Below are 14,654 nucleotides of genomic sequence, written 5' to 3' on the forward strand. Positions count from 1 at the left end.
TCCGGTGCCCCGGATCCGCCTGCGCTCCTCGTCCTTCAGCGTCAGCAGGTCCCGTCCCTGGAACAGGATCTGCCCCTGGGTGATCCGCCCGGGCGGCATGTCGAGGATGCCCATAACGGCCTGCGCGGTGACGGACTTCCCCGACCCCGACTCCCCCAGCACCGCCAGCGTCTCCCCCGCGTCCACCTGGTAGTTGACTCCGTTGACGGCGTGGGCGATGCCGTCGCGGGTGTGGAACTGCACGTGCAGGTCGCGTACGTCGAGCAGCATTGCGGACGTCACCTCAGCTTCGGGTCGAGGGCGTCTCGGACGGCGTCGCCGAGCATGATGAACGCCAGCACCGTCACCGCCAGGGCGCCCGAGGGCCACAGCAGGGCGTGGGGGGCGTTGCGGATGTAGGGGGAGGCGGCGGAGATGTCGATGCCCCAGGAGACACTGGGGGGTTTGAGGCCGACGCCGAGGTAGGACAGGGTCGCCTCCAGGGCGATGTAGGTGCCCAGCGCGATGGTGGCCACCACGATCACCGGGGCGACGGCGTTGGGTGCGATGTGGCGCAGCAGGATGCGGGAGTCGGAGGCGCCCAGGGCGCGGGCGGCCTGGACGTAGTCGTTCTGCTTGGCGGTGATGACCGAGCCGCGCGCGATGCGGGAGATCTGCGGCCAGCCGAGCAGCACCATGAACCCGATGACCGGCCAGACCGTATTGGAGGTCACCACGGAGAGGAGGACGAGTCCGCCCAGGACGACCGGGATGGCGAAGAAGATGTCCGTGATCCGGGACAGCACCGCGTCCCACAGGCCCCCGAAGTAGCCCGCCAGGGCGCCCAGCACCGACCCGAACACCGACACCCCGAGCGTGGCCAGCACCCCGACCGTCACCGACGTACGGGCCCCGTACACCGTGCGGGTGTAGACGTCGCAGCCCTGACCGTCGTAACCGAAGGGATGCCCGGGAGCCGAACCGTCCTGCGCCTTGGCCAGGTCGCACGAGAGCGGGTTCCCGGAGGCGATCGCCGACGGCCAGACCGAGACGAACACCAGGAACAGGATGACCAGCGCGGAGACGACGAAGACCGGGTTACGGCGCAGGTCCCGCCACGCGTCCGACCACAAGGAGCGCGGCCTGCCCGTCGGCCCCGTGCCCTCCGGTCCGCCCGGTGTCCGCTCCAGCGTGGTGGCCTCGCTCGCCGCGAGGTCCATCGCGCCGCCCATCCCGGTACCGGCGATGGCCCGCTCGGGCTCGTACGGCGACTGCTCAGGCATAGCGGATCCTCGGGTCGAGCACGGCGTACAGGAGATCGACGAGGAGGTTGGCGACCAGGAAGACCAGCACGAGCACGGTCACGAAGCCGACGACCGTCTGGGTGTTCTGGCGCAGGATGCCCTGGTAGAGCTGGTAACCGACGCCGTGGATGTTGAAGATCCGCTCGGTGACGATCGCCCCGCCCATCAGCGCCCCGATGTCCGTCCCGATGAACGTGACCACGGGGATGAGCGAGTTGCGCAGCAGATGCCGGGTGATTACCCGGCGCCGGGGCAGACCCTTGGCGATCGCCGTACGGACGTAGTCCGCGCGCTTGTTCTCCGCGATGGAGGTGCGGGTCAGCCGGGTGACGTAGGCCAGGGAGACCGAGGCCAGGACCAGGCCCGGCACGATCAGCTCGCCGAAGGCCGCGTCCGGGGAGACGGACGGCCTGATCCACGCCCACTTCACGCCGAGCAGCAGTTGGAGCAGCAGACCGGTGACGAACGTGGGAACCGAGATCACCACCAGGGTCAGCAGCAGCACGGCGGTGTCGACCGGCCGGCCGCGCCTGAGGCCCGTGACGACGCCCAGCGTGACGCCGATGACGATCTCGAACAGGATCGCCACGATCGTCAGCCGGATGGTGACGGGGAACGCCGTGCCCATCAGCTCGGTGACCTTCTGCCCGTTGAACGCCGTACCGAAGTCGCCGCTGAACAGGTGCCCCATGTAGGTGAGGTACTGCTGCCAGACCGGCTTGTCCAAGCCGAACTCCCGCTTCAGCTGCGCCGCCGTCGCCGGATCGCACGCCCGCTCCCCGCACAGACCCGCGACGGGATCACCCATCACATTGACCATGAGGAAGATCAGCAGCGTCGACCCGACGAAGACCGGGACCATCTGGAGCAGTCGCCGGACGACATAGCGTCCCATGGCGGCTCAGCTGACCTTGATCTCGTTGTAGACGGGCACGCTGAACGGGTTGAGCGCCACGTCGGACAGCCGCTCGGAGTAGCCGGCGCTGCCGTTCTGGTACCAGAGCGGGATCGCGGCCATGTTGTCCCGGACGACCCCTTCGGCCTGCTGGAACAGCCTCACGGCCTTGGTCTGGTCGCTCTCGGCGTTCGCCCGGTCGACCAGCTTGTCGAAGTCCTTGTTCGACCACTTGCCGTCGTTGGAGGAGGCGTTCGTGTAGTACAGCGGCTGCAGGAAGTTCTGGATGAGGGGGTAGTCCATCTGCCAGCCCGCGCGGAACGGCCCGGTCATCTTGTGCTGCCCGATGCGGTTGCGGAAGTCGGCGAAGGTGCCGACCGGGTTGCCGACGCACGCCTTGTCGTTGCCGAGGGCGTTGTTGATGGAGTTGCACACGGCGTCCACCCACTCCTTGTGCGAGCCCGTGTCCGCGTTGTACGTGATCTTCACCTGGCCGCCGGGGATCCCGCCGCCCTCCTTGATCAGCTTCTTGGCGTCGTCCGGGTGGTACTCGCAGGCCCTGCCGCACAGGCCCTCCTTGAAGCCGCCGGCCACGCCGAGGACGGGCGAGGTCCAGTCGGTGGCCGGGGTACGGGTCCCGTGGAAGATCGTCTCGGTGATCTGCTTGCGGTTGATCGCCATCGACAGGCCGGTGCGGACCTTCTCCGAGCCCGGCTTGTCCCACGCCTTGTCGTAGTAGGGGAAGGCGAAGGTCTGGAGGATGCCGGCCGGGGTGTTGATGTAGCGGTCGCCCAGGTCGGTCCTGACGTTCTTCAGCTGGGCGGCGGGCACGTCGTCCACGAGGTCGAGGTTGCCGGACATCAGATCGGTGTAGGCGGTGTTGCTGTCGGTGTAGACCTTGAGATCCACACCGCCGTTGCGTGCCTTGTCCGGGCCCGGGTAGCCGTCCCACCTCCGCAGGGACATCTGAGAGCCCTTCATATAGGAAGCGACCGTGTACGGACCGTTGCCGACCGGCTTCTTCAGCCAGGCCGCGTGATCCGTGAAGAAGGCGCGCGGCAGCGGGGCGAAGGCGGCGTAGCCGAGCGTGTCCGGGAAGGTGGAGAACTTCTGGTTGAGCCGGACGGTGAAGGTGTGGTCGTCCACCACCTTCAGCCCGGACAGGGTGTCGGCGGTCTGCCTGCCGCCGCTGGGGTGGACCTTGTCGTAGCCGTCGATGTAACCGAAGAAGAGGGCGTTCTTCTGGTTGTTCCTCAGGCTCGCGCCATAGTTCCAGGCGTCCACGAAGGAGCGGGCGGTGACCTTCTCGCCGTTGGAGAAGGTCCAGCCGTTCTTGATCTTGATGGTGAAGTTCCGCGAGTCGTCGGTGTCGATGGACCGGGCGAGCATGTCGGTGGCCTTGCCGGTCCTCGGGTCGTACTTCTTCAGGCCCCGGAAGATCATGTCGAGGACCTTGCCGCCCTGCACCTCGTTGGTGTTGGCCGGCTCCAGCGGGTTCTGCGGGTCGCCCCACGAGGAGCTGAGCACCGCGCCGGCGGTGCCGCCGCCGCCTGAGCCGCCCCCTCCGCAGCCGGTGGCGGCGAGAGCCAGCGCCACCGCGCACACGGCCCCTCGGGCATGCGTGACTCCGCGCATGGCGTGCCTCCTCCGCGACGTTGATCCACTACCGGCCAATATCGGCATATGAGGCATGTATCGCATGTCCGCCGCCCGATTGAGCGGCCTTTGGGGGGAGACGTCATCCGAATGCAGGCACGACCCCCTCCACCGCCTCGATGATCTTGGGTGGCGAGCGCAATAGATCTTCGCGTAACGATGCCGAAACGTTGGATTGAGACGGGCCGATGTACGCATGTCGACACTCCACCGTCCGCATATCGAACTCCTTGCCCGTTTAGTCCAATTGGCCCGATGTGAAGCACGGATTGATTACGGCGCGCTACCCGCGTAGCTACGGAACGATCAAGGACAAGTAAAGAAGGTAAAGAGACAACCAAGGCGACCGAGAATTTATTGACCTTGAATGAATTGCGTTGAAAAAGTCCGGCGTAGCCCGTAGGGGAGCGCCCTGCGGAGTCATCAGACCCTCCCTTGGGCCAGGAGCACCATGACCCCCCCAACTCCATCCGCGGCTGCCCCGCTTGAGGTGACCGACGAGACCGTCGAGAAGTCGATCACTTCGGACGGCTCGAAGGGCAGCGAGAGCAGGTCCCCCGGGCAGCTCGCCTGGCGCCGCTTCAAGCGGGACCGCGTGGGCGTCGCCTCGGCGATCATCGTGATCCTCTTCTTCGTGATCGGCCTCGCGGCGCCGCTCATAGCCAAGCTGTACGGCAAGGACCCGTACACGACGTACGGGATCAACACGCCCGGACTGCTGGGCGACAACGGCCTCCCGGCGAAGCCGAACGGCGGCATCGACAGCGAGTTCTGGTTCGGCATCGACCCGCAGCTCGGCCGTGACGTCTTCACCTTCCTGCTGTACGCGGTCCGCAACTCGCTGCTGCTCGCGACGGCGATCACGGTCCTCGTCATGATCGTCGGCGTGGTGATCGGCGTCACCGCCGGCTACATCGGCGGCAAGACCGACTGGATCCTGGGCCGGGTCATCGACATCCTGCTCGCCTTCCCGCAGCAGCTGTTCTTCGTGGCGTTCACGCCGGTGGTCCTCAGCCTCTTCGTGGCCAGCAACGAGGACACGCCCACCTCGATCGTCGTGATCTCCCTGATCACCCTCCTGGTCCTCTTCGGCTGGGCCTCCATCGCCCGGCTGCTGCGCGGTCAGGTGCTGGCCCTGCGCGAGCGGGAGTTCGTCGAGGCCGCGAAGGTCACGGGCGCGTCTCCGGCCCGCATCATCTTCAAGGAACTGCTGCCCAACCTGTGGACTCCCATCCTGATCCAGGGCACGCTCCTGCTGCCCGCGATGGTCACCACGGAGGCGGGCCTCGCCTTCCTCGGCGTCGGCATGCAGGACCCGACCCCCGACTGGGGCGTCATGATCGGGTATGCCGCCGGCTTCTACCAGGACGACTTCACCTTCCTGCTCTTCCCCGGCATCTCGATGGTGATCTTCGTACTGGCGTTCAACCTCCTCGGCGACTCGGTGCGCGACGCGCTCGACCCGAAGACCAAGCGCTGACTCCGGCCCTCCTCAGGACCACGGCAAGGACGCCGGGGTGCCGGGCTTCTCTCATCAACCCACTTCAAGGCAGGATGCGATGTCCTTCTCGCGCAGAAACTTCCTGATAGCCACCGGTGTTGCCGCCGCCTCCAGCACCGTGCTGAGCGCGTGCAGCAGCGGCAACTCCAGCAGCACCGGCACCGGCAAGCAGGAAGCGGCCAAGGCCCACACCACCACCGTCAAGATCGGCACGGCGGCGGACTCGCAGGGCCCGGCTCCGGAGGTCCCCGGTGCCAAGAAGGGCGGCAAGGTCTACCTGCTGAACGACGACGACTTCTCGCACCTCGACCCGCAGCGCGTCTACTACGCGTGGAACTCGCTGGCCGTGGTCGTCCTCGCCCGCACCCTGACCGGTTACAAGGTCGCCGACGACGGCTCCATGACCCTGGTCGGCGACCTCGCCACCGACACGGGCACCATGAAGGACGGCGGCAAGACCTGGTCCTTCACCCTGAAGGACGGCGTGAAGTGGGAGGACGGCTCCGACATCACCGTCGACGACGTCCGCCACGGCTTCGAGCGCGCCTTCGCCAACTTCATCACCGAGGGCGCCGTGTACGCCCAGACCTGGCTGACGGGCACGCAGGAGTACCGCAAGTCCTACCCGGGTCCCTTCAAGGGCAACAAGCACCTCAAGTCGATCACGACGAGCGGGAAGACCATCACCTTCCACCTCTCCGAGGCGCGTCCGGACTTCAACTACGTCGTCGCGATGCACTCGTACGCGCCGACCCCGGTGAAGCACGACACCAAGCAGGACTACGACAAGAAGCCGTTCTCCAGCGGTCCTTACAAGATCAAGTCGCACCAGACCGACAAGTCGATGGTCCTGGTCCGCAACGAGCACTGGGACCCGAAGACGGACCCGATCCGCAACGCCTACCCGGACGAGTTCGACTTCACCTTCGGCATCGAGGCGGAGACCGCCGCCGACCGGCTGATCGCCGACTCGGGCAACGACCAGTACGCCGTGTCCTGGCGCACCGTCCCGCAGTCGAAGGTCCAGCAGGCCACCGCCAAGGCCAAGGACCGCCTCTTCGAGGACCTGAGCAGCGGCACCAGCGTCTACTGGATCAACCAGACCCGCGTCACCGACATCAAGGTCCGCGAGGCCATCATCAAGGCCTGGCCGACCGCCGGCATCCGCTCCATCCAGGGCGGCGCGCACCGCGGTGACTACGCGACCGGCATCATGAGCCCGCTCGTCGCCGGCTACAAGTCGCAGGACGTCTGGGGCAAGCTGAAGAACCCGGCCGGCGACCCGGCCGCCGCCAAGGCGGTCCTGAAGAAGGCCGGCAAGCTCGGCACCAAGGTCGTCTACGCCTACCAGCAGGACCCGATCAACGCCAAGGTCAAGGTCGTCGTCGAGAACGCCCTCAAGGCGGCCGGCTTCGACGTCGTCACCAAGGGCATCGACTCCACCACCTGGTACGACCAGATCGGCAAGCTCGACAACGAGTACGACATCTACTGGGGCGGCTGGTCCGCCGACTGGCCGACCGGTTACTCGGTCTTCCAGCCGCTGTTCGACAGCCACAACGTGGTGGACCAGGGCACCAACTACTGCCACCTGAAGAACCCGGACGTCGACGCGGCCATCAAGGCGGCCACGGCGGAGACGGACCAGGAGAAGGCCAACGCGATGTGGGCCGCCCTGGACAAGCAGGTCACGGAGCTGGGCGCCTTCATCCCGGACGTCTACATGAAGCGCCTGTACATCCACGGCTCGAAGCTCGGCAACGTCAAGATGGACCCGAACTTCGACGGCTGCATGCTCTACAAGATGTACGTCAAGGCCTGATCCACACCTGAGAGGTGGGGCGGCTCCAGGCCGCCCCACCCTCGGCTCGTCCACCGGGCCTCCGGTCACCCCGGCCCGGCCCGTTCCGCACGACGGCCCTCCCAGGAAAGCCAACCCCCATGCTTCGCTTCCTCGTCCGCCGGCTCCTCGGCGCCGTGGTCACGCTGCTGATCATCAGCGCGATCACGTTCATGCTCTTCTACGCGGTGCCGCGCGACCCGTCCCGCATCGCCTGTGGCAAGGTCTGCACTCCGGAGACGCTCGACGTGATCCGGCACAACATGGGGATCTCGGACCCGCTGCCGGTCCAGTACTGGCACTGGCTCGAGGCCATTTTCGTGGGCCGTGACTACCCGGGCTTCGGCCACTGCGACGCACCCTGCCTGGGCTACTCGTTCATCAACCGCGAGCCCGTCCTTGCGACGGTGTGGGACCGCTTCCCGACCACCGCCTCCCTCGCCATCGGCTCCTCGGTCGTCTTCCTGATCTTCGGTATCGGCACCGGCATGCTCGCCGCGGTGAAGCAGGGCAAGCCGCTCGACAAGATCGCCAGCTCCGCCTCGCTGGTCGCCTCCTCGATGCAGATCTACTTCGTCGGCCCGGTCGCCCTGTACCTCCTCGTCTACCAGTCGCACCTGCTCAAGCAGCCCTCCTACACCCCGTTCAGCGAGAACCCGGGTGCCTGGTTCACCGGTCTGCTCGTGCCCTGGCTGGTGCTGGCGCTGATCTGGACCGCCAACTACACCCGTATGACCCGCTCGCAGCTGGTCGAGACGCTCACCGAGGACTACGTCCGCACCGCCCGCGCCAAGGGCATGTCCCGGCGCAACGTCTTCTTCCGCTTCGCCTGGCGCGGCGCCATGGGCCCGATCGTCACCATCTTCGGCATCGACATGGGCGTGCTGCTCGGCGGCGCGATGATCACCGAGAAGACCTTCAGCCTCCAGGGCCTCGGCATGCTCGCCGTGAAGTCGGTGACCAACAACGACCTGCCGATGCTGCTCGGCGTCATGATCATCACGGCCGCCTTCGTGGTGATCGCCAACATCGTCGTCGACGCCTGCTACGCCCTGATCGACCCGCGGATCCGGCTCGCCTGACCCCGCCCTCCTCCGCCAGCTACCCCGCATCACCCCCCTCTGGAGCGTCCCCGTGACGAGCACCGATTCGCAGCCCTTCCTGTCCGTCAAGGACCTGAAGGTGCACTTCTCGACCGAGGACGGCGTCGTCAAGGCCGTCGACGGCCTCTCCTTCGACCTCGTACGCGGCAAGACGCTGGGCATCGTGGGTGAGTCGGGGTCCGGCAAGTCGGTCACCAACCTGGCCATCCTGGGCCTGCACAACCCGGACAGCACGAAGATCGACGGCTCCATCGAGCTGGACGGCCAGGAGCTGAACGGCGCCTCGGAGAAGACGCTGGAGCACCTCCGCGGCAACAAGATGGCGATGATCTTCCAGGACGCCCTGGCCTCGCTGTCGCCGTACCACACCATCGGCACCCAGATCGGCGAGGTGTACCGCAAGCACACCGGCGCCTCCAAGGCCGAGTCGCGGGCGCGGGCCATCGAGATGCTGAGGCGCGTCGGCATCCCCCAGCCCGACCGGCGGGTGGACAACTACCCGCACGAGTTCTCCGGCGGTATGCGCCAGCGCGCGATGATCGCGATGGCGCTGGTGTGCGACCCGGAGCTGCTGATCGCCGACGAGCCGACGACCGCGCTCGACGTGACCGTGCAGGCCCAGATCATGGACCTGCTCAAGGACCTCCAGCAGGAGTTCGGCACCGCGATCATCTTCATCACGCACGACCTCGGCGTGATCGCGGACATCGCCGACGACGTGCTGGTGATGTACGGCGGCCGGTGCGTGGAGCGCGGCTCGAAGACGGAGGTGCTGCGCACCCCGCAGCACCCGTACACCTACGGTCTGCTCGGCTCCATGCCGAGCCTGGACGGCCCGGTCGACGTACCGTTGAATCCGATCCCGGGCTCGCCGCCGTCGCTGCTGAACCCGCCGACCGGCTGCCGCTTCCACCCGCGCTGTGCCTTCGCGGACAAGGTCGCGGACGGCAGGTGCTCGAAGGAGCAGCCGCTGCTGGAGATCGTGGACGGTCGCGGCAGCGCCTGCCATCTGACGGACGAGCAGCGCAGCGAGTACCTCGCCGACACGGCCGCCAAGGCCCACTGACGTACAAGAGACGGAATTCACCAATGAGCGACACCACTCCCCTCCTGGACGTCTCCGGGCTGACCAAGCACTTCCCGATCAAGGGCGGCTTCCCGATCCGCCGCACGGTCGGCGCGGTGCAGGCCGTCGACGGGCTCGACTTCCAGGTCGCCGCGGGCGAGAGCCTGGGCCTGGTCGGCGAGTCCGGCTGCGGCAAGTCGACCACCGGCCGGCTCATCACCCGCCTGCTGGAGCCCACGGCCGGCAGGATCAGCTACCGCGGTCAGGACATCACGCACGCCAACCGCAAGCAGCTCGCACCGATCCGGTCCGAGATCCAGATGATCTTCCAGGACCCGTACGCCTCGCTGAACCCGCGGCACACGGTCGGCAAGATCATCTCGGGCCCGATGGAGATCAACGGCATCAACCCGCCGGGTGGCCACGAGAAGCGGGTCCGTGAACTCCTGGAGATCGTCGGCCTCAACCCCGAGCACTACAACCGCTTCCCGCACGAGTTCTCCGGCGGCCAGCGCCAGCGCATCGGCGTCGCCCGCGCCCTGGCCCTGAACCCGAAGCTGATCGTCGCCGACGAGCCGGTCTCGGCCCTGGACGTCTCCATCCAGGCCCAGGTCGTCAACCTGCTCCAGAAGGTGCAGCGGGAACTCGGCATCGCGTTCGTCTTCATCGCCCACGACCTGGCGATCGTGCGGCACTTCTCACAGCGCGTCGCGGTCATGTACCTGGGTAAGATCGTCGAGATCGGCGACCGCGAGGACCTGTACGACAACCCGCGCCACCCCTACACGCGGGCCCTGCTCTCCGCCGTGCCCGAGGCCACGGTGGACGAGGAGCCGCGCGAGCGCATCCGCCTGACCGGCGATGTGCCGTCGCCGATCAACCCGCCCTCCGGCTGCCGCTTCCGCACCCGGTGCTGGAAGGCGACCGAGAAGTGCGCGACGGAGGCGCCGCCGCTGGTGCAGGCCGAGGGCAACAAGCCGGGCCACCTGACGGCGTGCCACTACCCGGAGACGGAGGCCACGATCCCGGCGCAGCGCCTCTCCAAGGACCCCGAGGCGGCGGCCTGACACACCCCTTTCCGTCAGCCGCCCCCTTGCGGATCGGACTTTCACGGCCCATTGACCCGAGCCCTTGATCGTCCGCTCCAGGGGACGAGGGCCCGCGCCTCCCCAGGCACGGGCCCTCTTCTGCGTTCCGGGCGTCCGCTGTCCGCGGGTCCGCCTTCCGAGTGGCCTCGCGTCAACGGTCCTGTCGGTACGAGGACTTCGCGAAGTCCCCGGTTCCTGACCCACCGTTCAACACCGTGTGTCAGACTGCCGCGGTGGTGGATCACGTCTTTGCCGATCTCACGCTCGCCGCGCTGTACGACAGCCTCAATCCCTGGGGACCGGGTGACGACTTCTACCTCGGTATGCTGCGGGACGCCGGCTCCGTGCTGGACATCGGGTGCGGCACCGGCCGGTTGCTGCGGCGGGCCCGGGCCGAGGGGCACCGGGGGCGGCTGACGGGCCTCGATCCGGCCGCCGCCATGCTCGTCCAGGCGCGGCGCGCCCGGCCGGACGTCGAGTGGGTGCTCGGCGATGTGCGGGTGCGGCGGTGGCGGGAGGAGTTCGACCTCGTCGTCATGACCGGGCACGCCTTCCAGGAACTGGTGACGGACGAGGAGATCCGGGTCTGCCTGCGCGCCGCCCGCGCGGCCCTGCGGGACGGGGGGCGGCTGGTGTTCGAGACCCGCAATCCGGATGCCCGCGCCTGGGAGCGGTGGACCCCGGACCGGGTGCACGAGATCACCGCCGCCGACGGCACCGCGGTGCGGGTCTGGCACGAGGTGCGGGGCGCGGACCCGGACCGGGGCCGGATCCGCTTCACCGAGACCTACGCCGGCCCCCACTGGCCCGCCCCCCGGGTCAACCACAGCGTCCTGCGCTTCCTGGACGGCGGGACGCTGGAGGCCTTCCTCGCGGAGGCGGGCCTGACGGTCACCGAACAGTACGGCGACTGGAACCGGGGCCCGCTGACGGACACGTCCCCGGAGATCATCACGGTGGCCCGCCGGGCCGAGGCCCCCTCAGACGAAGGGCCCTAACCCGCCTGGTCCTCCTCCAGCGCCGCCAGTGCCGGGTCCAGGACGATGTCCTCCTCGCGGGCCTCGATGGTCGGTTCCTCCGGGAAGTGGCAGGCCGTCAGGTGGCCGTCGCGGTTGCCGGAGAGCCGGAGCAGCGGGGGCTCCTCGGCCGCGCACTTGTCCTGGGCCTTCCAGCAGCGGGTGCGGAAGCGGCAGCCGGAGGGCGGGGAGATGGGGGACGGCACGTCGCCGGCGAGGCGGATGCGCTCGCGTTGCTGCGCCTCCCCTTCCGTCAGGGTCACCTCGGGGACGGCGGAGAGCAGGGCGTGGGTGTAGGGGTGGCGCGGGCGGGTGTAGATGGAGTCCCGGTCGCCCACCTCGATGATCTTGCCGAGGTACATCACCGCGACGCGCTGGGAGAAGTGGCGTACGACGGCCAGGTCGTGGGCGATGAACACGAAGGCGATGCCCAGTTCCCGCTGCACCTGCTGGAGCAGGTTCACGACCTGGGCCTGGATCGACACGTCCAGCGCGGAGACCGGCTCGTCGGCGACGATCAGCTTCGGCTCCAGGGCCAGGGCGCGGGCGACGCCGATGCGCTGGCGCTGGCCGCCGGAGAACTCGTGCGGGAAGCGGTTGTAGTGCTCGGGGTTGAGGCCGACGATCTCCAGGAGTTCACGGACCCGCTTCTCGCGGCCGCCCTCCGGATCGATGCCGTTGATCTCCATCGGCCCCGAGATGATCTTGCCGACCGTCTGCCGCGGGTTCAGCGACGAGTACGGGTCCTGGAAGATCATCTGGATCTCGGACCGGATCGGTGCGAGCTGCTTGCGGTTCGCGTGGCTGATGTCCCGGCCGCGGTAGGTGATCGTGCCGCTGGTCGGCTCCAGCAGGCGGGTGATGAGCCGGCCGGTGGTCGACTTGCCGCAGCCCGATTCGCCGACCAGGCCGAAGCTCTCGCCCGCGGCGACCTGGAAGTCCAGGCCGTCGACGGCCTGCACCGCGCCGACCGTCCGCCGGATCGGGAAGCCGCCCTTGACCGGGAAGTGCTTGACCAGCCCCGAGACCTTCAGCAGCGGCTCCGGCGCCGCGTCGTCACCGGCCTCGCGGGTGGTGGGGAGGACGAGGTCCTCTTTCATGACGGTTGTCCTCCTAGCCCAGACGGGGCCTGATCTCTTCGATGAAGATGGTGCGCTTCTGCTCCGTGCTCAGGTGGCACGCCGAGGAACGGTCCGGTCCCAGCAGCGGGCGCTCGGTGACGCACCGGTCACCCTCGACCCGGTCCCGGAAGGTGCACCGGGGGTGGAAGCGGCAGCCGGTCGGCGGGGTGAGCAGGCTCGGCGGGGTGCCGGGGATCGGCGAGAGCGGGGTGCCGAGGTCGGAGTCCAGCCGGGGCATGGAGTTCAGCAGGCCCCAGGTGTACGGGTGCAGCGGCGCCCTGAGCACCTCGTCGACGGTGCCGCGCTCCACCGCGCGCCCGGCGTACATGACCATGATGTCGTCGGCCATGTCGGCGATGACCCCGAGGTCGTGGGTGATGAAGACGATCGCCGTGCCGAACTCCCGCTGGAGGTCCTTGAGCAGGTCCAGGATCTGGGCCTGCACGGTCACGTCCAGCGCCGTGGTCGGCTCGTCGGCGATCAGCAGGTCCGGGTCGCAGACCAGTGCCATGGCGATCATCGCGCGCTGGCGCATACCGCCGGAGAACTGGTGCGGGTAGTCCCGCGCGCGCTCCTTGGGGTTGGGGATGCCGACCTTGGCGAGCATCTCCACGGCCCGCTCCCAGGCGGCCCGCTTCGAGGCGCCCGTGTGCTTCATGTACGGCTCGGCGATCTGCCGGCCGATGGTGTAGAAGGGCGACAGCGCGGTGAGCGGGTCCTGGAAGATCATCGCCATCCGGTTGCCGCGGAGCTTCTCCATCTCCTTCTCGGTGGCGGTGATCAGTTCCTTGCCGTCGAGGAGGATCTCCCCGTCGATCGTCGTGAACATCGGGTCGTGCAGTCCGAGGATCGTCAGGTTGGTGACCGACTTGCCCGAGCCCGACTCGCCCACGATGCCGAGGGTCTTCCCGCGGTGCAGGTCGAAGGAGAGGCCGTCGACGGCCTTGACCGGGCCGTCCTCGGTGGAGAACGTCACCTGGAGATCGCGCACCGAGAGGAATCCGTCCGGCCCGGTCGGGGCCGGTGCCCCCTCGGCCTTGGTCACTGTGGTCACGATGGCTGGTTCTTCCTAGGAGAGCCGGATGCGGGGGTCGATCCACGCGTAGGTGATGTCGGTCAGGATGTTGATGATCAGGATGAAGAAGGCGCCGAACAGCATGACCCCCATCGTCAGCGGCAGGTCCTTGTTGACCGCGCCGTCCACGGCGAGCCGGCCGATCCCCTGGAGGGAGAAGGTCAGTTCGGTGACGACGGCGCCGCCCAGCATGGAGCTGACATCGATGCCGAGCACGGTGACGATCGGGATGAGCGAGCCGCGCCAGGCGTAGCGCAGGAAGACGTACTTGCGCGACATGCCCTTGGCCCGGGCGGTGCGCACATGGTCCTCGGCGAGCTGTTCGATCATCGAGGAGCGTGCCATACGGGTGTACTGCGCGGTGAAGATCGTCGCCATCACACAGACCGGGATCGACATCCCGACGAACCAGCCGACCGGGTCCTGGGTGAGGGGCACGTACTTGGGGTCCTCCATCCAGCCGGTGCTGTAGACGAGGACCGTCAGCACGATCGGGCCGAGGAAGTAGATCTGGAACGAGCTCAGCACCATGGACGCGCCGGTGGCGACCTTGTCGACCAGTGTGCCGCGCCGGTAGGCGGCGATCATGCCCGCGCCGACGCCGATGACGAGGAAGACGATCGCGCCGCCGGCGGTCAGGGTGAGGGTCAGCGGGAACCGGTCCATGATGGTGCTCCAGACCATGTCCCCCGAGTAGAACGACACGCCCAGGCAGGGGGCCGAGCAGTGCCCGGTCGGGAAGTCGCGGCCCGTCACGATGCCGGACATGAAGTCCCAGAACTGCTGGGCCAGGGGCAGGTTCAGCCCGAGGGCCTCCCGGATGTCCGCCAGCCGCTGGGGCGAACAGTCCTTGCCGCAGGCCAGGGAGGCGTAGTCGGAGGGTGCGGCCACGAAGAGGAAGAACGTCGCCGCCCCGATGAGGAAGAGCGTGACGAAGGCGCCGACCGTGCGCCGGATGATGAACTGAAGCATGGCGGGCTGGCTCTCTGCGGAGACGGTGGGTAGGGGGC

The 14,654-nt window shown here is 68.0% G+C and carries 13 protein-coding genes; 6 read left to right on the forward strand and 7 right to left on the reverse strand.

Annotated elements, in window-relative coordinates; translation table 11 throughout:
* From C3492_RS42405 to C3492_RS42420, 4 genes are all read right to left on the reverse strand, one after another.
* The coding region (locus C3492_RS42405; protein WP_146075803.1) for an ATP-binding cassette domain-containing protein at positions 1–270 on the reverse strand (270 nt) is incomplete at its 3' end.
* 8 nt (positions 271–278) lie between these two features.
* Positions 279–1,262 (reverse strand): ABC transporter permease, encoded by a 984-nt coding sequence (locus tag C3492_RS42410; RefSeq protein ID WP_103817915.1) that lies wholly within the window; start codon positions 1,260–1,262, stop codon positions 279–281.
* On the reverse strand, positions 1,255–2,178 hold the full coding sequence (locus tag C3492_RS42415) for an ABC transporter permease (RefSeq protein ID WP_103817916.1): 924 nt from the start codon (positions 2,176–2,178) through the stop codon (positions 1,255–1,257). The genes C3492_RS42410 and C3492_RS42415 overlap by 8 nt, the downstream gene beginning before the upstream one ends.
* 6 nt (positions 2,179–2,184) lie before the next feature.
* Complete coding sequence (locus C3492_RS42420; RefSeq protein WP_103817917.1) at positions 2,185–3,813, reverse strand: ABC transporter substrate-binding protein; 1,629 nt, start codon at positions 3,811–3,813, stop codon at positions 2,185–2,187.
* A gap of 511 nt (positions 3,814–4,324) precedes the next feature.
* Here C3492_RS42420 and C3492_RS42425 point away from each other — a divergent pair.
* The 6 genes from C3492_RS42425 to C3492_RS42450 all read left to right on the forward strand — a co-directional run bounded on the left by C3492_RS42425 (position 4,325) and on the right by C3492_RS42450 (position 11,430).
* Positions 4,325–5,314 (forward strand): ABC transporter permease, encoded by a 990-nt coding sequence (locus C3492_RS42425; RefSeq protein WP_103817918.1) that lies wholly within the window; start codon positions 4,325–4,327, stop codon positions 5,312–5,314.
* Positions 5,315–5,393: 79 nt separating this feature from the next.
* Complete coding sequence (locus C3492_RS42430) at positions 5,394–7,157, forward strand: ABC transporter substrate-binding protein (protein WP_103817919.1); 1,764 nt, start codon at positions 5,394–5,396, stop codon at positions 7,155–7,157.
* Between the two features lie 119 nt (positions 7,158–7,276).
* Positions 7,277–8,257, forward strand: coding sequence for an ABC transporter permease (locus tag C3492_RS42435; RefSeq protein WP_103817920.1), 981 nt, complete (start codon positions 7,277–7,279; stop codon positions 8,255–8,257).
* 52 nt (positions 8,258–8,309) lie between these two features.
* Positions 8,310–9,344, forward strand: coding sequence for an ABC transporter ATP-binding protein (locus tag C3492_RS42440; protein WP_103817921.1), 1,035 nt, complete (start codon positions 8,310–8,312; stop codon positions 9,342–9,344).
* 23 nt (positions 9,345–9,367) lie between these two features.
* Positions 9,368–10,411, forward strand: a complete 1,044-nt coding sequence (locus tag C3492_RS42445) for an ABC transporter ATP-binding protein (RefSeq protein ID WP_103817922.1) — start codon at positions 9,368–9,370, stop codon at positions 10,409–10,411.
* 254 nt (positions 10,412–10,665) lie between these two features.
* On the forward strand, positions 10,666–11,430 hold the full coding sequence (locus C3492_RS42450; protein ID WP_103817923.1) for a trans-aconitate 2-methyltransferase: 765 nt from the start codon (positions 10,666–10,668) through the stop codon (positions 11,428–11,430).
* On the opposite strand, the gene C3492_RS42455 is transcribed toward C3492_RS42450, so the two are convergent.
* From C3492_RS42455 to C3492_RS42465, 3 genes are read right to left on the reverse strand one after another with little or no spacing between them, the layout of a single operon-like run.
* The gene (locus C3492_RS42455) at positions 11,427–12,548 is read right to left on the reverse strand and encodes an ABC transporter ATP-binding protein (protein WP_103817924.1); all 1,122 of its coding nucleotides are present in this window, start codon (positions 12,546–12,548) and stop codon (positions 11,427–11,429) included. The genes C3492_RS42450 and C3492_RS42455 overlap by 4 nt on opposite strands.
* 13 nt (positions 12,549–12,561) lie before the next feature.
* Complete coding sequence (locus C3492_RS42460) at positions 12,562–13,623, reverse strand: ABC transporter ATP-binding protein (RefSeq protein ID WP_103817925.1); 1,062 nt, start codon at positions 13,621–13,623, stop codon at positions 12,562–12,564.
* A 15-nt stretch (positions 13,624–13,638) separates the two neighbouring features.
* Complete coding sequence (locus C3492_RS42465) at positions 13,639–14,616, reverse strand: ABC transporter permease (protein WP_014674771.1); 978 nt, start codon at positions 14,614–14,616, stop codon at positions 13,639–13,641.
* Positions 14,617–14,654: the final 38 nt, after the last annotated feature.

Source organism: Streptomyces sp. Ru62, assembly GCF_002920615.1.
In the GTDB taxonomy this organism is placed as follows: Bacteria; Actinomycetota; Actinomycetes; order Streptomycetales; family Streptomycetaceae; genus Streptomyces.